The following is an 18424-nucleotide window of genomic DNA, read 5'->3' on the forward strand; positions in this document are numbered from 1 at the left end:
AGCGTGGACGGATGGCCCAGCGCACGCTGCTCCTGATGCGCCACGCCAAGTCGGACTACCCGACCGGCGTGGCCGACCACGACCGCCCGCTGGCACCGCGCGGCGTGCGGGAGGCCGGGCTCGCCGGCGAGTGGCTGCGGTCCCACGTGCCGCCGATCGACGCGGTGCTGTGCTCGACCGCGACCCGAACGCGCGAAACCTTGGCCGCGACGGGACTCGACGCGCCGGTGACGTTCGCCGAACGGCTCTACGACGCGGTGCCAGGGACCGTGATCGAGGAGATCAACAATGTCGACGATGCTGTCGCCACGCTGCTGGTGCTCGCGCACGAGCCGGCGATGAGCAGTGTCACGCTCATGCTCGCCGATGCGGCGAGGAGCAATCCGGTTGCCGCAGAGCGGATTTCGACGAAGTTTCCGACGTCGGCGATCGCGGTGCTGCAGTTCGAGGGACCGTGGCGTGACCTCACGTTAGGCGGGGCGACGCTGGTGGAATTCCACGTGCCGAGGTAACCGCGATGACGCGTCGTCCGCGGACCGGACGATCACGCATTCGTGGCGAGCGTGAGCTCCATCAGCTTGACCGCCATACCGCACGCGTCGATTCCGGGCGTCTGCGGGTTGACCCACCACCCGACCACCCCGCCGGCGTCGCTGGCCACTCCGCATGCGCCGTTGGCGTCGTTGGCCTTCATGACGATCGACCGGACGCCGGCGATCGAGCGGCTGTCGACTTGGTACTTCAGCTGATCGGCGACCTTGCGCTCGTTGTCGAGACTGCCCTGCTCGAACCAGAACCGCGTGATATCGATCAGCCCCTCGGGATTAGCCGCCTGCCACCGGCACACCGCGCCCACGAAGGTGCTCTGGATGTCGAGGGGGTCGGCGCCGACGGTCTTGGCCAGCACATCGGTGGTCAGCACGTCGCATTCCTTGAGCAGGTTGGGATACTGCCGCTCGGAGTTGTCGTTGCGCGGCGTATCACCGTTGGATCCGGCGACGACGGCGTTGCCCCCCGTCGTGCGGGTGCAGCCGCCGACCATCGCGACCATGGCCAGCGCCGCAACAAGCGCGCACAGCAGCCGGCTGGCCCGGCTCATTTCGCGTTCCTGATCGACTGGCGGGCAAGTTCCTTGGCGACGTCGCATGGCGGCGGGAACGGCTGCTGGTTGTAACTGATCGACCATTCGATGAAGTCGTCGTCGAATTGAATACCGACCTCACACAGGTTGTCACCCAGAGTGGGATCGTTCGCCAGCGCGATGAAGCCCTTGTGGCCGTCGATGTCGATGTCCTCGACGCTGGTGCGCGACAACTCTTCGGTCTTGCGCTCGCGCCCGATCGGGCTGCCGCGATACCAGGTGAACGAGAAATGCGGGCCCATGATGCCGCCGTTCTGCAGCCACTGGCAGCCGGCGGAGTTTTTCGCCGTGTTCACCAGGCCCGGCACCTGCGCCAACTGGTTGACCGTCTGGTCGCTGACGCCGCCGCATTCCGGGAAGAACGGGCCATGGCTGGCTTTCTGCTGAGCGGGGGTCGCCGAGGTGGTGGCATTGCCGGGGCCCGACGAGTCGTTGGAGCAGGCGGCGACCAGTGCGACGGTGGCTACTCCAATGACCACGGGGCCGATGGCCGCGGAGGGCAGTCTGCGTCTCACGGAACTCGCTTCCTGGTCACGTCACTTTCGCCGACGCGGCGGCACCCCCACCGCCCGTCACAGCAAGCAGGATAGCCGCAGCCGTCCCGACGCCGCGCAATCTAGCGGTTGACCAGCGATTTCGCGCTGCAGCACGCCGTGCGTCAGCTGCCGGACCGCGATCGTGATGTGCGACAGTACGGAGATGCTCCTGAGCCTGCTGCGCAACTATGTGCGGCCGTACCGGTCGCTGCTGGCGGTCGTGGCGCTGTTGCAGGTGATCAGCACGCTGGCGTCGTTGTACTTGCCCACCGTGAACGCGGCGATCATCGACGAAGGCGTCGCCAAGGGCGACACCGAGACGATTCTGCGGCTCGGCGGCGTGATGCTGGCCGTCACCGCGCTGCAGGTGCTGTGCTCGGTGGGGGTGGTGTACTTCGCGTCGCGCACCGGGATGGGTTTCGGTCGCGACCTGCGCTCGGCGATCTTCAACCACGTCACCAGCTTCTCCGCTCAGGAGACCGCACGCTTCGGCGCGCCGTCGCTGCTGACGCGCACGACCAACGACGTCCAGCAGATCCAGATGGTGATCCAGCTGACGTGCACGATGCTGATCGCCGCGCCGATCATGTGCGTCGGCGGCATCATCATGGCCTTGCACCAGGACGCGCAGCTGTCCTGGCTGCTGCTGGTCAGCGTGCCCGTGCTGGCGATCGCGAACTATCTGATCGTGTCGCAGATGCTGCCGATCTTCCGCCGGCTGCAGAAGCTGATCGACAACCTCAACCGCGTGCTGCGCGAGCAGTTGTCGGGCATCCGGGTGGTCCGGGCCTTCGCGCGTGAATCCGTCGAACGTCGGCGTTTCGCCGAGGCAAGCCAGGCGCTGTCGGACACCGCGCTGGCGGCCGGGCGCTGGCAGGCGCTCCTGCTGCCCGTCACGACGCTGGTGATCAATCTGTCCAGCGTGGCGCTGATTTGGTTCGGCGGCCTACGGATCGACGCCGGCCAGGTGCAGGTCGGCTCGCTGATCGCGTTCCTGTCCTATTTCATGCAGATCCTGACCGCTGTCATGATGGCGACGCTGATCCTGGTCATCCTGCCGCGGGCGTCGGTGTGCGCCGAGCGGATCACCGACGTGCTGTCGACCCGGCCGACGATTAGCAGCCCAGCCCGCACCGCAGCGTCGGCTCCGGCGCACGGACTGGTGCAGTTGACGGCGGCGACCTTCAGCTACCCGGGTGCCGATCGCCCTGTGCTGCAGGATGTTTCGCTGACGGCTCGGCCCGGGACAGTGACCGCGATAGTCGGCAGCACCGGGTCGGGCAAATCCACGCTGGTGTCGTTGATCTGCCGGCTCTACGACGTGACCGACGGCTCGGTCACCGTCGACGGCGTCGACGTCCGCGACTACGACATCGAAAAACTGTGGTCGACCCTGGGCCTGGTGCCGCAGCGCGGCTATCTGTTTTCGGGCACTGTCGCCGACAACCTGCGCTACGGCAAGGCCGATGCCACCGAGGCTGAGATGTGGGACGCGCTGCGGGTGGCAGCCGCCGACGGGTTCGTGCGCGCGCACGCCGACGGTCTGGATATGCCTGTGGCACAAGGGGGTATCAACTTCTCCGGCGGGCAGCGGCAGCGATTGGCGATCGCTCGTGCGGTCATCCGCCGGCCGCGGATCTACCTGTTCGACGACGCGTTCTCCGCACTCGACGTGCACACCGACGCGCGGGTGCGGGCGGCCCTGCGGGACGTATCCGCGGACTCGACGGTCGTCATCGTGGCGCAGCGAGTTTCGACGGTCGTCGAGGCGGACCAGGTTGTCGTGATCGAGGACGGACGGGTCGTCGGAGCGGGCACACACCGCGAACTGCTGGCGCAGTGCCCGGAGTATGCGGAGTTCGCGGACTCGCAAGCGGTGGGGGTCGCGTCGTGAGCGGTCCCATGCGGCTAGGCACCCGCATCGCGATGCAGCCGCCGGTGGAGCGGTCGCGATACTTCCGGGGCACCGCAATTCGGCTCTTGCAGCGGCTGACTCCACAGCGGGGACTGGCCGCCGCGGTGATCGGGCTGGGCATCGGCAGCATCGCGATCGGGGTCATCGGACCACGGGTGCTCGGCCACGCCACTGACCTGTTGTTCAGTGGCGTCGTCGGCCGGCACCTGCCGGCCGGCCTCACCAAGGAGCAAGCCGTCGCGGCAGCCCGGGCCCGCGGTGACTCGACGTTCGCCGATCTGTTGTCCGGGATGGACGTCACACCGGGTGTCGGTGTGGACTTCGGCGCGGTGGGCCGCACATTGTTGTTGGCGCTTGGCCTGTATCTGCTTGCAGCGCTTCTGATTTGGACACAAGCGCGGGTGCTCAACGTCACCGTGCAGCGCACGATGGTGGCTCTGCGCGCCGACGTCGAGGACAAGGTGCACCGACTGCCGTTGGCGTACTTCGACTCCCGGCAGCGCGGCGAGGTGCTCAGCCGGGTCACCAACGACATCGACAACGTGCAGACGTCCGTGTCGATGACGATCAGCCAGTTGCTGACCTCGGTGCTGACCGTGGTCGCGGTGCTGGTGATGATGCTGAGGATCTCGCCGTTGCTGGCGTTGATCACGGTGCTGACGGTGCCGCTGTCGCTGTGGGTGACGCGGACGATCGCACGCAAGTCGCAACGGCTGTTCGCCAGGCAGTGGGCCAACACCGGACGCCTCAACGCGCACATCGAGGAGACTTACAGCGGCTTCACGCTGGTGAAGACGTTCGGCCACCGCGCCCACGCTCAGCAACGGTTCGCCGAACTGAACACCAACGTGTACGACGTCAGCTTCCGCGCGCAGTTCCTGTCGGGCCTGGTGTCGCCGTTCACGATGTTCATCGGCAACCTGAGCTACGTCGCCGTCGCGGTGGTCGGCGGGTTGCAGGTGGCGACCGGCCAGATCACGCTGGGCAGCATCCAGGCATTCATCCAATACGTGCGCCAGTTCAACCAGCCGCTGACCCAGGTGGCCGGGATGTACAACACGCTGCAGTCCGGAATCGCCAGCGCGGAAAGGGTTTTCGACCTGCTGGACGCCGAGGAACAACAGCCGGACACCGGGGTGCCGTTGCCGTCGTTGAACGGCAGGGGCGGGCGCGTCGAGTTCGAGCACGTCGAATTCAGCTACCGGCCCGGCACTCCGGTGATCGAAGACCTGTCGTTCGTGGCGGAGCCGGGCAGCACGGTCGCGATCGTCGGCCCGACAGGTGCCGGCAAGACGACGCTGGTGAATTTGCTGATGCGGTTCTACGAAGTGGACTCCGGCCGCATTCTGGTGGACGGGGTGGACATCGCGACGGTGAGCCGTCAATCGCTGCGCTCCCGTATCGGGATGGTGCTGCAGGACACCTGGCTGTTCGGCGGGACGATCGCCGAGAACATTCGCTACGGACGGCCTGACGCGAGCGACGACGAGGTGGTGGGCGCCGCGACGGCGGCGTACGTCGACCGGTTCGTGCACACGCTGCCCGACGGCTACGACACATGGGTGAGCGACGACGGCGGCAACATCAGCGCGGGCGAGAAGCAGTTGATCACGATCGCGCGGGCGTTTCTGGCCCAGCCGAAACTGCTGATCCTCGACGAAGCCACCAGTTCGGTGGACACGCGCACCGAGGTGCTGATCCAGCACGCGATGCGCGAATTGCGCTGTGACCGAACGAGTTTCATGATCGCGCACCGTCTTTCGACGATCCGGGACGCCGACGTGATCCTGGTGATGAACGACGGGCGGATCGTCGAACGTGGCAGCCATGCCGACCTGATGGCTAAGCGTGGCGCTTACTGGGCGATGACGCGGGTGTAGGCGCAGGTTCGCCGAGACTTCGGTCTGATGACGCATTCTCGGCCGATCTCGTCCACAACCGTGGCCTCGGCGTAGTTTGAGATCTCCGAGACTGCGGTTGCGACGAAGTGGCTGCATTTCAGGCGGGATGGGCTGATGGCAACAGACAAGACGAAAACGGTGTATACGTTCTGCCGGTACTGCCTTGCGGCCTGCGGCGTCGCGGTGACGGTCGAGGACAACCGGGTCACCAAGATTTCGCCCGACCGGCTCAACCCCCACAGCTGGCAAGACTTCTGCGCCAAGGGCCGCACGGCGGGACAGCTCGTCGAGCATCCGCGGCGAATTCTCAACCCCATGCGGCGGATCGGCGAATCCTACGTCGAAGCGACATGGGATGAGGCGGTCACCGACATCGCAGCGCGGATGACCGCGCTGATCGACGCGGACGGCCCAGATGCAATCGGCTTGTACTACGGAAACCCAGCCGGTTTTTCGTCGTCGAATGTGCTGTTCATGAACGCGTGGCTCGACGCGATCGGCACCCAGAATCGCTATGCCGTCGGCTCGGTTGACCAGAACGCCCTGCACGTCGTCGCCGAGGCGATGTACGGATCGGCGCTCATGGCGCCGGTGTCGGACGTCGACAACTGCGACTTGTTCGTTCTCGTCGGCACGAATCCCGCGGTGAGCGCGTGGAACTGGCTGGAGACCGTGCCCCGCGGCTGGCAGCGGGCGTTGGCGCGGCAACGGCTGGGCGCGAAGATCGTGGTTGTCGACCCGCTGCGCACGGAGACCGCCGACAAGGCCGACCAGCATCTGGCGGTGCGGCCGGGCGAGGACTGGGCGCTGCTACTGGCGATGGTGAAGGTGGTCCTCGACGAGGGTCTCGAAAACCGTACGGACTGCAGCGAATTGGCGTCCGGAGTCGCCGAGCTGCGAGCCCTTGTCGTCGATGCCGATCTCGACGATCTCGCCGCACGCTGCGACATCGAGCGGTCGGTGATCGAACGGCTGGCCCGAGACTTCGCCGCCGCCCGCAGCGCGATGGTTATCACCCGCACCGGGGTGTCGATGCATCTGACCGGAACCGTCGGCGAGTGGCTGGGACACGTCCTCAACGTGATCACCGGCCGCATGGACAAACCCGGCGGCCGCAGATTCGAGCCGGGCTACGTCGACGCGCTGCGGATGTTCGACATGGTCAAGCCGTCTGCTCACAAGAGCCGCGTGAAGGGACGCGGCATGGTGGCGGGTGCGCACGCACTAGCCGAGTTGCCGGACGAGATCACGACTTCAGGGCCGGGCCGAATCCGGGCGATGGTGATCAATTGCGGCAACCCGGTGGTCTCCGGGCCCGACGGCGCGAAATTGGATGCAGCACTGGCGCAACTGGATCTGCTGGTGGCGATCGACTTCGTGCAACGGGAGAGCCATCGCCACGCGCACTGGCTGTTACCGGCGGTGCACTGGCTGGAGCGGGACGACTTGATGGCCTTCACGAGTAACTTGCACGACGAACCGTACGTGCAATACGGCCGCAAGGCCGTGGAACCGCCAGCGGGCGCGCGCGAGGAATGGCGCATCTTCGTCGATCTCGCGCTTGCTATGCGCCGACCGTTGTTCGGCGTCAAGGGCGTCAACGGCTTCGTCACGGCGACCCGCCGACTGGCGCGGGCGACGCGGCGGCCCAGCCTCGAGTTCTCACCGCGCTGGATCGACCGGGTGTTGGTGGCGACTAGCCGAAAAGTCAACTCGCGCAAGGTCACATGGCGTGAGATCGTAGATCATCCGCATGGCATAGTGCTGGGTCCACGCGAGTTCGGCCACCTACGTGGTGCGCTCCGGACCGAGGACAAGAAGATCCACGTCGCGCCGCCGGAGCTCGTCGCGCGCGCCCGGGACCTGCTCGCCGGGCCGGTGCCGGAAGCGCCCGTCGGCTACCCGTTCCAGTTGGCCAGTCGGCGGAACCGGCATTCGATGAATTCGTGGCTCAACGAGCTTCCCGGGCTGCACCCCGCCGGCAAGGGCAATGTGGCGGTGATCAACACCGAAGACGCTGCAGCACTGGGCATCAGCGACGGCGACTCGGTGCGGGTTTTCTCGCCCGTCGGAGCGATCGAAGTGCCCGCGTCGGTGAGCTCGAGGCCGCGTCGTGGGGTCGTGATCGTCGACCACGGCTGGGGCTCAAGAGTTTTCGATCCGCGCGGTGGCTGCTCGGCGGAGTCGTACGGCGCCAACCGGAACCTGCTGATCGACGGTTCCGTGGTGGATCCGCTGTCGCAGACCCCGCCGCTGAGCTCGTCCTACGTCGGAGTCGAGCGAGTCTAGAGCTCGGGACCTTTGGCCCTCAGGTCGTCGACGGCCGACATCGCCTCACGCAGCTGCGACAGCCACTCGTCGGCGTGCTCCCCGACCAGTCGCACGCACCAGGCCAGCGCGTCCGACCGCGACCGCGCGACACCGGCGTCGACGAGCGTGTCGAGGACGCGGCGTTCTTGTTGGCGCAGCCGCGTCATCACCGGCACCGCCATGTTGGTGAACATGATCTGTTCGCCGCCGATCCGCACCCCCCAACTGACGGTGCGGCGGTAACGCGCCTGCGCCTCGTCGGCGATCCGCATGCGCTCCGCCCGCGTCTCCTCGCGGAAGCGGGCCGCCCGACCGGCACCGCGGGCGTCGGCACCCTCTTCTGCACCTTCGGGTTCCGGGAGCCTGCCGATGACCGTGATTTCCTCGCGGTCGACGACGACCTCGGGGTCCTCGGTGAACCAGGAGTCGGGCAACCGGCCGGCAAACCAGTCGGCGGCGTCTGCGGCGTCGGGCTGGTCAGCCTGTTGCCAGCCGCCGGGACGGCCGAACCGCCGTCCGTGTTGGTGATGTGATCGCATGATTACATGATTACACCGTTGCAGCGGCGAGGGGAGGTTGTTCTCCCACGGCGGAAGCGGATGAGAGCTACCGCTTGCGGACAACCGCCCAGCTACCGGCTGCCAGCGCGACGATGAACAGCAGCACTGCCCAAAATGGGTGTGTCAGCCAGCCGACCAGGATCGCCACGGCGATTACCGGCGAAAGCCCGAACAGCACCATGACGGGGTGCTGTTTGACGACGTCCAGCGCACTGCGGACCCTGACGCGGTCGATTTCTTTGCCAGCCATGAGCCAAGGATGCCAGCGGTCCGATCGCGAGAGCGGCCTCGTACTTGGTGCCGCGGACTTGTCGGTGGTGGGTGCGATGGTGTCGTTATGTCCTCGATCGCGTCGTCGGCCGTTGTTGCGGTGAGTCCTGCGCAGCGTCTTGAGGTGTTGTTCGAGGAGTTGGCGGAGTTGGCGGGTCAGCGTAATGCGATCGATGGCCGGATCGTGGAGATCGTCGCCGAGATCGATGGTGAGGGGTTGTGGGGTGGGACGGGGGCGCGGTCGGTGCCGGCGTTGGTGGCCTGGAAGCTGGGCGTGTCGTCGGCGACGGCGCACACGATCGCCACGGTGGCGGGCCGGCTGGCGGAGTTTCCGCGCTGTGTCGAAGGGTTGGCCGAGGGCCGGTTGTCGCTGGATCAGGTCGGGGTGATCGCCGCACACGCGGGTGAGGGGTCTGATGAGCATTATGCGCAGCTGGCCGGCGTGGCCACGGTCAATCAGTTGCGCACCGCGGTCAAGCTCGAACCGCGACCCCAACCCGACCCCGAGCCACGGCGCGAGCCGGAGCGCTCGATCACCAAAACCACCAACGACGCGTTCAGCTGTTATCGGATCAGGCTTCCCCATGATGAGGCGGCGACGTTCGATGCGGCGTTGGCGTCGCATCTGGATGGGTTGATCGCCGAGTACAAACGCGACCACGGCGACGAGGAGCGCCCGTCGGAGACGGCCCCGCCCATGCCGAGCAGCGTCGATGCGTTCATGCGGCTGGTCGAGGCGGGCTGGGATGTCGAGGTGGCGCGCCGCCCGCACGGCCAGCACACCACCGTGGTGATGCATCTGGATGTCGAGGCGCGCGTCGCGGCGCTGCATCTGGGGCCGGTGCTGTCGGATTCCGAGCGCCGCTATTTGTCGTGTGATGCCACCTGTGAGGTGTGGTTCGAACGCGACGGGCAACCCATCGGCGCCGGGCGCACCACCCGGGTGGTCAACCGGCGGCTGCGCCGCGCACTTGAGCATCGCGACCGCAGCTGTGTGGTGCCCGGCTGCGGAGCCACCCGCGGTTTGCACGCCCACCACCTTCGGCATTGGGAGGACGGCGGCCCCACCGAGTTGGCCAACCTGGTGTTGGTGTGCCCGCATCATCACCGGCTGCACCATCGCGGCCTGATCACCATCACCGGGCCCGCCGACGCGCTCGTCGTCACCGACAACGCTGGGCGAGTACTGAGCGCCGCCTCGCTGGCCCGCCCACCAACCCAACCCCCGCCCGCGGTGCCGCCCTGTCCGGGGCCCACCGGTGAGCGCGCCCAGTGGTGGTGGTACCAACCCTTCCAACCCCAACCACCACTGACCAACAACTGAGGTGCCCTTCTACCCGGACCGCTCACAGCCGACAAGGCAGTGAAGCGCAGACGGATCGCATCCTCGAAGGCCAAGGGGCACAACCACACCCGCGCGAGGGCGCCCCCACCCGCGATTCCCACACGACCGTCGTTGCCACCGACCGCAACCGGTGCGCACCAACGTGAGCTGAGCCGAACGCCTTTGAGCCTGCGGTGCGGGTTGAAGACGGCGTTGTCTGTTGGGTCGCCATGCTGTTAATTGGGCGGCGCCCCCTTACCGCAGACCCGTTCGCGGCACGTGCGCGCAACCATGGCAAGGCCGCGCGCGTCAATCGTCGACCGCAGCACGCCAAGCGTGCACCTTGTCGCGGTATGGGACTGCTGCGTTGGCCGGACTCGTCGACGGCAAGCGAATGCAGACCGGCAACGACGTCAACGACGGGGCGACAAGCCTGCGGAACACCTGCTCAGCCTTCGCGCCATTGAAGCAAACGCGGTGAATGCGCGGATGTTCGGCGAACAAGGCGCCAAATTCGTTGGCCCTCATGCCTTCTCGCACGATCGCCGAATCCAGGCTGCCGACCCGCTCACACTTGTCCAACAAGTCCCACAGCCCGACGCCGGCCGACAACAATGCATCAAGCCGAGCTGCATAGTCGGCGGATACATCGAAACCGAGAAGCTCGCTCATGATGCGCCAGAAGGCATTCCGCGGATGCGCGTAATACTCGCCCATCCGCAGCGACACCTCACCCGGCATCGAGCCCAAGACCAGAACGCGGGTGCGTGAATCGACGACGGGCGGCAGACCACTCGGCACCGCCTCACCCTACGACCGCTACGGTGGCGGGATGTCATGCGTGTTCTGTGAGATCGTCGCGGGCAACGCGCCTGCGATCCGGATTTACGAAGACAACGACTACCTGGCGATCCTCGACATCCGCCCGTTCACGCGAGGACACACCCTGGTGCTGCCGAAGCGGCACACCGTCGACCTGACCGACACCCCTGCGCAGACGCTGGCCGACATGGTCGCGATCGGCCAGCGCATCGGGCTGGCTGCCCGCGCGTCGGAACTCGGCGCCGACGGCAACAACGTCGTGATCAACGACGGCAGCGCCGCCTTCCAGTCGGTGTTCCACATCCACCTTCACGTTGTGCCCCGCAGAAACGGCGACAAGTTGTCGTTTGCAAAGGGCGTGGTGTTGCGCCGCGACCACGACCGCGAGGAGACCGCACGCATCCTGCGCGATGCGCTGGCGCGGATAGACGCCGACCAGTAAGACTTGCGCCATGGGTGTCTCCGAGTGGGTCGAAAAGAACGTCGGTGCGCGGCTGCTGCGGCTTCACGATCAGCTCTACCAGCGGACCGATGGCCGGATCGGGCACAAGTTCCCCGGCGTCCCGCCGATGCTGCTGTTGCACACCACCGGCGCCAAGACGGGGCAACCGCGGACGAACTCGTTGACGTACGCGCGCGACGGCGACGCCTACCTGATCGTCGCGTCCAACGGCGGATCGCCGCGTTATCCCGGCTGGTACCACAACCTGCGAAAGAACCCGAATGCCGAAATCAACGTCGGCACAAGGCGTTTCCCGGTGAGCACCCGCTGCGTCACTCCTGACGAGCCCGACTATGAGCGGCTGTGGGAAATCGTCAACAAGAACAACAGCAACCGTTACAAGGGCTATCAGCGCCGGACGTCGCGGCCGATTCCGATCTTCGAACTCAAAGCCAAGACCGCTTAGAAAAGTTCCTTGGCCAACAATTCCAGCGTCATCTCCCGGCCGGGGCTTGTCGCCGGGTCGGTACCCCGGTGGGCAGATGCGACGGGGTGGACCATCACTTCGTCGACGTCGAAACGTTGAGCCAGCGCCCGCACCTGCGCGGCCGCTTCAGCTGGGGTGCCGACGACGGCGCGTTCGAGTCCGGCGTCGACGATCGCCTGCTCGGCTGAGCTGATCCGGGCAGCCTGCGCGTCCTCGACGAGATCGAGCGGGCCGAGCGGTTGCCCGGTGCGCAGTCGCGCCATCATCTGCAGGTTCGGCAGCAGCAGCGCCTCGGCCTCCTCCCGGGTCGGCGCCACTGAGGCGTTGACGGTCAAGAACGTCACCGGCTCCGAGGCCAGCTCACCGGGTACGAATTCGGACCGGTAGATCCGCAGCGCTTCCTCGGTGCCCTTGCCGGTGAAGTGGTGTGCAAACACGCACGGCAGGCCCTTGGCGGCCGCCAGATGCGCCGAGTACGCCGACGACCCGAGCAGCCACAGCCGCGGCTCGCTGACCGCCGCCGGGGTGGCCTTGAGGAGGTAGCGCTGACGGGGAATGGCCACCTGCGCCCCGTATGGGCTCATCAGCGCCACGACATGGTCGAGGTACTGGGGGAACTTGTCGATGTCCGAATCGTCGCGACCGGCGGGTCCGCGCAGCATGTACGACGTCACCGGGTCGGTTCCCGGCGCGCGGCCGATACCGATGTCGATGCGCCCGGGGTAAGCGGCCTCGAGCAGCGCGAACTGCTCGGCGACGGCCAGCGGCGCATGGTTGGGAAGCATCACACCGCCGGAACCCAACCGCAGCTGCGAGGTGTGCGCCCCGAGCAGTGCAATCAGCACGGGCGGACTGGTCGCCGCCACCGACGGCATGTTGTGGTGCTCGGCCACCCAGTAGCGGGTGTAGCCGAGCCGGTCGGCCGCCTGGGCGAGCCGCACCGTCGCAGCGAGCGCGTCGGCCGTGGACTGGTCCGCACGCACCGGAACGAGATCGAGAACAGAAAGCTGCATCGGTTTCTTCAACGCGTCGGTGAATCCGGAATTCCCGCCACCGCCCTGGCCCGGGTGAACACGTCGTCGAGCATCGCCGGAGTCAGCTTGCCGGTGAACGTGTTCTGCTGACTCGGGTGGTAACAGCCGAGCAGCACCAGGCCGGGGCCAACGGTCGCTTCGGCGCCGTGTCCGAAGCGCGGCGCCGGCGAGCCAGCTCCCACCATCTGCAGGGCGGCGCGCCAGGCAAACCCGCCGAGCGCGACGACCACCTTCACGTAGCGGCCCACCAGCCGCCACTCGGCATCCAGCCACGGCTTGCACGTCTGCCGCTCCTCCGGAGTGGGGGCGTTGGCGGGCGGAGCGCAGCGCACGGCGGCTGCGACGCGGGTGCCGATCAGCGCCAGCCCGTCGGCGGCGTCGACGGCCAGCGCCTGGTTGGCCAGGCCGGCGCGGTGCAGAGCGGCATACAGCACGTCCCCGGATCGATCACCGGTGAACACCCGGCCGGTGCGGTTGCCCCCATGGGCCGCCGGCGCCAACCCGACGATGAGCACGCGTGGCTCCTCGGATCCCCACCCTGGTATCGGGCGACCCCAATATGGTTCTGCCACAAAGGATTTGCGCTTCACCCGGGCCACCTGCTCACGCCATTCCACGAGCCGCGGGCAGGCCCGGCACACCGACACCATTGCGTCCAGATCCGCGACGGCCGAAACATCCGCGGCGAGAGCGGCCACCTGTTCGGGGGTTGAGGCCACGGGCGTCTTCGGCGTCGCTGGATCGCCGGGCCAGCCGCAGCCGGGCGGCACCGGGGAGTCGAAAGGCGTGCCGAGACGCGGATGAGGCAGCACCGGTCCACTGTGCCCGCCCGGAAATTCGGTCGCCCACCCGGATGCCCGCTGCTAGATTCCGGGCAGAAACCCCATGAAATCCACCACGTCACGCGCGCCGGTCTCCCTTTTGCTGTTCGCCGCACTGGTGGCTGCGGCCGGAAACGGCATCAGCATCGTCGCGTTCCCGTGGCTGGTGCTGCAGCGCAACGGCAGTGCGCTGCAGGCCTCGGTGGTGGCCGGCGCGGCGTCGCTGCCGCTGCTGTTCTCGACACTGCTGGCCGGTACCGCCGTGGATTTCTTGGGCAGGAAACGCATTTCGATCGTCTCGGATGTGATGTCGGCGGCGACGGTGGCGGCGATCCCGGTGCTGGCGTTGGTGCTGGGCGAAACCGCGGTCAACGTGACTGTGCTGGCCGTGCTCGCCGCGTTGGGCGCGTTGTTCGACCCGGCCGGAATCACCGCGCGCGAGTCGATGCTTCCGGAGGCGGCCGCGCGTGCGGGATGGACGCTGGATCGCACCAACGGCTTGTACGAAGCCGTGTTCAACGTCGCCTACATCGTCGGACCAGGCCTCGGTGGGCTGCTGATCGCGACGATCGGCGGCATCAACACGATGTGGGTGACCGCTGCGACGTTCGTGCTCTCGATCGTCGCGGTCGCCGTGCTGCGGCTCGAGGGCGCCGGGCCGCCCGCGGTTCACGAACGCCCCGACAGCGCCTGGTCCGGGATGGCCGAGGGGCTGCGGTTCGTGTGGAACCTCAAGGTGCTGCGCATGCTCGCGTTGATCGAGCTGGCGATGACCGGGCTGTACCTGCCGATGGAAAGCGTGCTGTTTCCGAAGTACTTCACCGATCGCGACGAACCCGCCCAGCTCGGGTGGGTACTGATGGCTCTGAGCGTCGGCGGGCTCGTCGGCGCTCTCGCCTACCCGCTGCTGGTGCGGCGGATCAGCCGCCGCGTGACGCTGCTGGTGGCGACGCTGACCCTCGGTGTCTGCACCGCCGCGATCTCCGTGCTGCCGCCACTGCCGGTGATCCTGCTGCTGTGCGCAGTGGTCGGTCTGGTGTACGGGCCGATCGCGCCGATCTACAACTACGTGATGCAGACCAAGTCGCCGCCGCCGCTGCGCGGCCGGGTCGTCGGTGTGATGACCTCGCTGGCGTATGCGGCCGGCCCGTTGGGCTTCATGCTGGCCGGTCCGCTGGCCGACGCATTCGGGCTGCGCACGACCTTTTTGGCCCTGGCGGTCCCGATGATGGCAGTCGGGCTGGTTTCGCTGCGGCTGCCCTCCCTGCGCGAGCTGGACCGGCACGATCCGGAGCCGGTACCGAATTGACAGCGGCGAGGCCGCCCGCAGAATAGGTGTCACCTGTAACGATTGTGTCGTCGCAACGAAGCCTTAGGCAGGGACACGAGAGGTTGACGATGAAGATCGACACCCGAGTGGCAGCGGGCCTCGGCGCTGCCGCCTGTACTGCGGCGTTTCTGTCGGCGCCGGCCGCGTTGGCCGATCCGCCGACGCCCGATATCCCACCGTCGCCGGACGTCGTCGCCCAAGCCTCTGCCCCGGACTCAGCCACCGCTCCTCAACCAGCTTCGGTGCCGCATCTGACCAGCCCCGAGAACCTGCCACCGGGAACCACGGACACGCCGAGCAACGAGGGTCCGCGCATGTCGTATCTGCGGGGCATCTGGAACGCGATCCAGGATCGAGACCTCACCTGGAAGGACGGCCTTCTTCTGCTGGCGCAGCGGCCGATGAACCCGGACGCCGCTCCTCCGCCGGGCGTCGCGCCCGGTCCACAGCCGCCCGCCGCTGCGCCGACTCCCTAAGCGTTCCGTCGCCACTCCCTTTCCCTCTGTAGCCCCCCGACCTTTCCTCGACTCCTCCACAAGGGAAGCATGGAGGTAACCGGCGCACTGTCGGCTGTGCCGCCTGATTCGAGGAAGGATCGTCGATGACCACGGTTCGCGAGCCCATTGCCGTTGGCCCGCTGTTGGGGAAGCTTGCGGCGCGGGTCGACAGCACCAACACTGGCGTCTATCGCGAAGTCACCAACGCGATGACCGGCGAGCCGCTGGGCCGCGTGCCGCACTGCACCGCTGACGACGTCGCCGCCGCCGCGCGCCGGGCCCGCGAGGCGCAGGCTCAGTGGGCGGCCCGGCCGGTGCAGGAGCGCGCGGAGGTGCTGCTGCGGCTGCACGACCTGGTGTTGCAGCACCAGGACGAGATCCTCGACATCATCCAGCTCGAGAACGGCAAGGCCCGCAGGCACGCATTCGAGGAAGTCGCCGACGTTGCGCTGACCGCGCGCTACTACGCCAACACCGCCGAGGCCTATCTCAGCCCCAAACGCCGTCAAGGGGTGCAGTTGATGCTGACCGAGGTGTGGGAACACCACCACCCCAAAGGCCTGGTCGGCATCATCTCGCCGTGGAACTACCCGTTGACGCTGGGCATCAGCGATGCGCTTCCGGCGCTCGTCGCCGGCAACGCCGTGCTCGCCAAGCCCGACGACCGCACCCCGTTCTCAGCGCTGTGGGCGGTGCAGCTGCTCGAGCAGGCCGGGATGCCGGCCGGCCTGGTGCAGATGGTCACCGGGCCCGGCTCCGAGTTGGGCACGCCGATCATCCAGCAGAGCGACTACCTGATGTTCACGGGTTCCACCGAAACCGGACGAAAGGTGGCGGCCCAAGCGGGCGAACGCCTGATCGACTGCTCGATGGAACTGGGCGGCAAGAACGCGCTGCTTGTTCTCGACGACGCCGACGTCGGCAAGGCAGCGACCGGCGCGGTGCGGGCCGCGTTCTCCAACGCGGGCCAGCTGTGCATCTCGATCGAGCGGATCTACGTCCCGACGCCGCTGTGGGACGACTTCGTCGACCGGTTCGTCGCAGCCACCAAGGCCATGAAACTGTCTGCTGCGCTTGACTATTCGGCAGACATGGGCTCGCTGATCAACGAGACGCAGTTGCAGACCGTCACACATCACGTCGACGACGCGGTGAGCAAGGGCGCGACCGTGCTGGCGGGTGGCCGGGCGCGGCCGGACATCGGTCCGTTCTTCTACGAGCCGACGATTCTCACCGGCGTGCGCGAGGGCATGACCGCATTCGCCGACGAGACGTTCGGGCCGGTGGTGTCGCTCTACCGCGTCGACAGCGAGGACGAGGCGATCGCGAAGGCCAACGACAGCCGGTTCGGCCTGAACTTCAGCGTCTGGACTTCCGACCCGGCGCGCGGGCGGCGTGTCGCGACTCGGCTGCAGGCGGGCACCGTCAACGTCAACGAGGGCTACGCCGCCGCGTGGGGGTCGATCGACGCCCCGATGGGCGGCATGAAGGATTCCGGCCTCGGGCGGCGCCACGGAGAGCATGGCATCTTGAAATACACTGAGCCGCAAACGATTGCGATCGAGAAGCTGCTCCCAGTAGGGCCGCCGCCGTGGTTGCGCGCCGACCGCTACGCACGCGTGATGACGACCGGCCTTCGCGCGCTGCGCCGGCTGCCGGGCGTCAAATGACCGCAGACGTCCTCGCCGAACTGATCGCCTCGCTACCCGACGGCATGGTGGTGACCGATCGGGCGATCACCGAGTCGTACCGGCAGGACCGTGCGGCAGACCCCGCCGCGGGCAAGCCGATGGCCGTGATCCGGCCGCGCCGCACCGAGGACGTGCAGACGGTGCTGCGCTGGGCCACGCGGCATCGTGTCCCAGTCGTGCCGCGGGGCGCCGGCAGCGGATTGTCAGGTGGTGCAACAGCTTTGGACAACGGCATCGTGCTGTCCACCGAGCGGATGCGCGACATCACCGTCGACCCGGTCACCCGCACGGCCGTCGTGCAGCCGGGGCTGTTCAACGCCGAGGTGAAACACGCAGTCGCCGAACACGGGCTGTGGTATCCGCCGGACCCGTCGTCGTATGAGATCTGCAGCATCGGCGGCAACATCGCCACCAATGCGGGTGGGCTGTGCTGCGTGAAGTACGGCGTCACGACGGACTACGTGCTGGGACTGCAGGTGGTATTGGCCGACGGCACTGCGGTGCGGCTGGGCGGCCCACGACTGAAAGACGTTGCAGGGCTGAGTTTGACGAAGCTGTTCGTCGGCAGTGAGGGCACACTGGGTGTGATCACCGAGGTGACGCTGCGGCTGCTGCCACCGCAACAGCCGCAGAGCACCGTGGTGGCCACGTTCTCGTCCGTCGAGGCCGCCATGCGCGCGGTGCTGGCGGTGACGGCGAAGATCCGCCCGGCCATGCTCGAGTTCATGGACGCCGTCGCGATCAACGCCGTCGAAGACAAACTGCGAATGGGGCTGGACCGCAACGCCGCAGCGATGCTGGTGGCCGCCTCTGACGAGCGTGGCGCAGCCGGGCAAGACGCCGACTTCATGGCCTCGGTTTTCGCCGAGCATGCGGCCACCGAGGTGTTCTCCACCGACGACCCCGACGAGGGCGAGGCGTTCGTCGCCGCGCGCCGCTTTGCAATCCCTGCGGTGGAATTGAAGGGCTCGCTGCTGCTCGAGGACGTCGGGGTGCCACTGCCGGCGCTGGCCGATCTGGTGACCGGGGTGGCCCGAATCGCCGCCGACCGCGACGTGATGATTTCGGTGATCGCGCACGCCGGCGACGGCAACACCCACCCGCTGATCGTGTTCGACCCGTCGGATGCCGCGATGAGCCAGCGCGCCGAGCTGGCGTTCGGCGAGATCATGGATCTCGCCGTGCAGCTGGGCGGCACGATCACCGGTGAGCATGGGGTGGGTCGGCTGAAGCGGCCATGGCTGGCCGGTCAGCTGGGGCCCGACGCGATGGCGCTGAACCGCCGCATCAAGGACGCACTCGACCCGGCGGGCATTCTCAACCCTGGCGCGGCGATCTAGCCG

The 18424-nt window shown here is 67.4% G+C and carries 18 protein-coding genes; 11 read left to right on the forward strand and 7 right to left on the reverse strand.

What is annotated here, in order from left to right; all coding sequences use genetic code 11:
* Positions 1-11 precede the first annotated feature (11 nt).
* Positions 12-512 (forward strand): SixA phosphatase family protein, encoded by a 501-nt coding sequence (locus tag AC5Y4C_RS13240; protein WP_499965126.1) that lies wholly within the window; start codon positions 12-14, stop codon positions 510-512.
* Between the two features lie 32 nt (positions 513-544).
* Here the strand turns inward: AC5Y4C_RS13240 and AC5Y4C_RS13245 are convergent, their stop codons facing one another.
* Together AC5Y4C_RS13245 and AC5Y4C_RS13250 are read right to left on the reverse strand one after the other, a co-directional pair.
* Entirely contained in the window at positions 545-1051 is a 507-nt protein-coding gene (locus AC5Y4C_RS13245; protein WP_499912755.1) for a DUF3558 domain-containing protein, read from the reverse strand.
* Between the two features lie 44 nt (positions 1052-1095).
* Entirely contained in the window at positions 1096-1656 is a 561-nt protein-coding gene (locus AC5Y4C_RS13250; protein ID WP_499912710.1) for a DUF3558 domain-containing protein, read from the reverse strand.
* A gap of 184 nt (positions 1657-1840) precedes the next feature.
* Here AC5Y4C_RS13250 and AC5Y4C_RS13255 point away from each other — a divergent pair, with 184 nt between their 5' ends.
* The 3 genes from AC5Y4C_RS13255 (at position 1841) to AC5Y4C_RS13265 (ending at position 7782) form a co-directional block, all read left to right on the forward strand.
* A complete protein-coding gene (locus tag AC5Y4C_RS13255; protein WP_499912707.1) occupies positions 1841-3571 on the forward strand; it encodes an ABC transporter ATP-binding protein in 1731 nt (576 codons plus the stop codon).
* An 8-nt stretch (positions 3572-3579) separates the two neighbouring features.
* Entirely contained in the window at positions 3580-5472 is a 1893-nt protein-coding gene (locus AC5Y4C_RS13260; RefSeq protein ID WP_499965140.1) for an ABC transporter ATP-binding protein, read from the forward strand.
* Positions 5473-5607: 135 nt separating this feature from the next.
* Positions 5608-7782: a molybdopterin-containing oxidoreductase family protein gene (locus tag AC5Y4C_RS13265; RefSeq protein ID WP_499965128.1), complete on the forward strand. Its 2175-nt coding sequence runs from the start codon at positions 5608-5610 to the stop codon at positions 7780-7782.
* Here AC5Y4C_RS13265 and abmR read toward each other — a convergent pair.
* Together abmR and AC5Y4C_RS13275 are read right to left on the reverse strand one after the other, a co-directional pair.
* Positions 7779-8342 carry an ATP-binding transcription factor AbmR gene (gene abmR, locus AC5Y4C_RS13270; protein ID WP_499912703.1) on the reverse strand — a complete coding sequence of 188 codons (564 nt, stop codon included), beginning with the start codon at positions 8340-8342 and terminating at the stop codon, positions 7779-7781. The two genes, AC5Y4C_RS13265 and abmR, sit on opposite strands and share 4 nt — an antisense overlap.
* Positions 8343-8409: 67 nt before the next feature.
* Complete coding sequence (locus AC5Y4C_RS13275) at positions 8410-8613, reverse strand: hypothetical protein (RefSeq protein ID WP_499912701.1); 204 nt, start codon at positions 8611-8613, stop codon at positions 8410-8412.
* Between the two features lie 87 nt (positions 8614-8700).
* On the opposite strand from AC5Y4C_RS13275, the gene AC5Y4C_RS13280 reads away from it, so the two are divergent.
* Positions 8701-9957, forward strand: coding sequence for an HNH endonuclease signature motif containing protein (locus tag AC5Y4C_RS13280; RefSeq protein WP_500008471.1), 1257 nt, complete (start codon positions 8701-8703; stop codon positions 9955-9957).
* Between the two features lie 309 nt (positions 9958-10266).
* On the opposite strand, the gene AC5Y4C_RS13285 is transcribed toward AC5Y4C_RS13280, so the two are convergent.
* A complete protein-coding gene (locus AC5Y4C_RS13285) occupies positions 10267-10758 on the reverse strand; it encodes a DNA-deoxyinosine glycosylase (protein WP_499963536.1) in 492 nt (163 codons plus the stop codon).
* Positions 10759-10789: 31 nt separating this feature from the next.
* Between AC5Y4C_RS13285 and AC5Y4C_RS13290 the strand changes: the two genes are divergently transcribed.
* Positions 10790-11221, forward strand: a complete 432-nt coding sequence (locus tag AC5Y4C_RS13290) for an HIT family protein (RefSeq protein ID WP_499912799.1) — start codon at positions 10790-10792, stop codon at positions 11219-11221.
* A gap of 10 nt (positions 11222-11231) precedes the next feature.
* Complete coding sequence (locus tag AC5Y4C_RS13295; protein ID WP_499963538.1) at positions 11232-11687, forward strand: nitroreductase family deazaflavin-dependent oxidoreductase; 456 nt, start codon at positions 11232-11234, stop codon at positions 11685-11687.
* Here AC5Y4C_RS13295 and AC5Y4C_RS13300 read toward each other — a convergent pair.
* Positions 11684-12721 carry an LLM class flavin-dependent oxidoreductase gene (locus AC5Y4C_RS13300; RefSeq protein WP_499963540.1) on the reverse strand — a complete coding sequence of 346 codons (1038 nt, stop codon included), beginning with the start codon at positions 12719-12721 and terminating at the stop codon, positions 11684-11686. The genes AC5Y4C_RS13295 and AC5Y4C_RS13300 overlap by 4 nt on opposite strands.
* 8 nt (positions 12722-12729) lie before the next feature.
* Positions 12730-13554 carry a uracil-DNA glycosylase gene (locus AC5Y4C_RS13305; RefSeq protein ID WP_499963542.1) on the reverse strand — a complete coding sequence of 275 codons (825 nt, stop codon included), beginning with the start codon at positions 13552-13554 and terminating at the stop codon, positions 12730-12732.
* A 73-nt stretch (positions 13555-13627) separates the two neighbouring features.
* Here AC5Y4C_RS13305 and tap point away from each other — a divergent pair, with 73 nt between their 5' ends.
* From tap to AC5Y4C_RS13325, 4 genes are all read left to right on the forward strand, one after another.
* On the forward strand, positions 13628-14872 hold the full coding sequence (tap, locus tag AC5Y4C_RS13310) for a multidrug efflux MFS transporter Tap (protein ID WP_499963544.1): 1245 nt from the start codon (positions 13628-13630) through the stop codon (positions 14870-14872).
* 89 nt (positions 14873-14961) lie between these two features.
* Positions 14962-15369 carry a dopamine receptor D4 gene (locus AC5Y4C_RS13315; RefSeq protein ID WP_499912787.1) on the forward strand — a complete coding sequence of 136 codons (408 nt, stop codon included), beginning with the start codon at positions 14962-14964 and terminating at the stop codon, positions 15367-15369.
* A gap of 125 nt (positions 15370-15494) precedes the next feature.
* Complete coding sequence (locus AC5Y4C_RS13320; RefSeq protein ID WP_499963546.1) at positions 15495-17060, forward strand: succinic semialdehyde dehydrogenase; 1566 nt, start codon at positions 15495-15497, stop codon at positions 17058-17060.
* A complete protein-coding gene (locus AC5Y4C_RS13325) occupies positions 17057-18421 on the forward strand; it encodes an FAD-binding oxidoreductase (protein ID WP_499963548.1) in 1365 nt (454 codons plus the stop codon). The genes AC5Y4C_RS13320 and AC5Y4C_RS13325 overlap by 4 nt, the downstream gene beginning before the upstream one ends.
* The last annotated feature ends 3 nt before the right edge of the window (positions 18422-18424 follow it).

Source organism: Mycobacterium sp. NGS35, assembly GCF_059812855.1.

Excerpts from the sequence above, each read along its gene's own strand:
- AC5Y4C_RS13240 (WP_499965126.1), top strand. The coding sequence starts at position 12 with ATGGCCCAGCGCACGCTGCTCCTGATGCGCCACGCCAAGTCGGACTAC.
- AC5Y4C_RS13245 (WP_499912755.1), bottom strand. The coding sequence starts at position 1,051 with ATGGTCGCGATGGTCGGCGGCTGCACCCGCACGACGGGGGGCAACGCC.
- AC5Y4C_RS13255 (WP_499912707.1), top strand. The coding sequence starts at position 1,841 with ATGCTCCTGAGCCTGCTGCGCAACTATGTGCGGCCGTACCGGTCGCTG.
- AC5Y4C_RS13260 (WP_499965140.1), top strand. The coding sequence starts at position 3,580 with ATGCGGCTAGGCACCCGCATCGCGATGCAGCCGCCGGTGGAGCGGTCG.
- AC5Y4C_RS13265 (WP_499965128.1), top strand. The coding sequence starts at position 5,608 with ATGGCAACAGACAAGACGAAAACGGTGTATACGTTCTGCCGGTACTGC.
- abmR (WP_499912703.1), bottom strand. The coding sequence starts at position 8,342 with ATGCGATCACATCACCAACACGGACGGCGGTTCGGCCGTCCCGGCGGC.
- AC5Y4C_RS13275 (WP_499912701.1), bottom strand. The coding sequence starts at position 8,613 with ATGGCTGGCAAAGAAATCGACCGCGTCAGGGTCCGCAGTGCGCTGGAC.
- AC5Y4C_RS13280 (WP_500008471.1), top strand. The coding sequence starts at position 8,701 with ATGTCCTCGATCGCGTCGTCGGCCGTTGTTGCGGTGAGTCCTGCGCAG.
- AC5Y4C_RS13290 (WP_499912799.1), top strand. The coding sequence starts at position 10,790 with ATGTCATGCGTGTTCTGTGAGATCGTCGCGGGCAACGCGCCTGCGATC.
- AC5Y4C_RS13295 (WP_499963538.1), top strand. The coding sequence starts at position 11,232 with ATGGGTGTCTCCGAGTGGGTCGAAAAGAACGTCGGTGCGCGGCTGCTG.
- AC5Y4C_RS13300 (WP_499963540.1), bottom strand. The coding sequence starts at position 12,721 with ATGCAGCTTTCTGTTCTCGATCTCGTTCCGGTGCGTGCGGACCAGTCC.
- tap (WP_499963544.1), top strand. The coding sequence starts at position 13,628 with ATGAAATCCACCACGTCACGCGCGCCGGTCTCCCTTTTGCTGTTCGCC.
- AC5Y4C_RS13315 (WP_499912787.1), top strand. The coding sequence starts at position 14,962 with ATGAAGATCGACACCCGAGTGGCAGCGGGCCTCGGCGCTGCCGCCTGT.
- AC5Y4C_RS13320 (WP_499963546.1), top strand. The coding sequence starts at position 15,495 with ATGACCACGGTTCGCGAGCCCATTGCCGTTGGCCCGCTGTTGGGGAAG.
- AC5Y4C_RS13325 (WP_499963548.1), top strand. The coding sequence starts at position 17,057 with ATGACCGCAGACGTCCTCGCCGAACTGATCGCCTCGCTACCCGACGGC.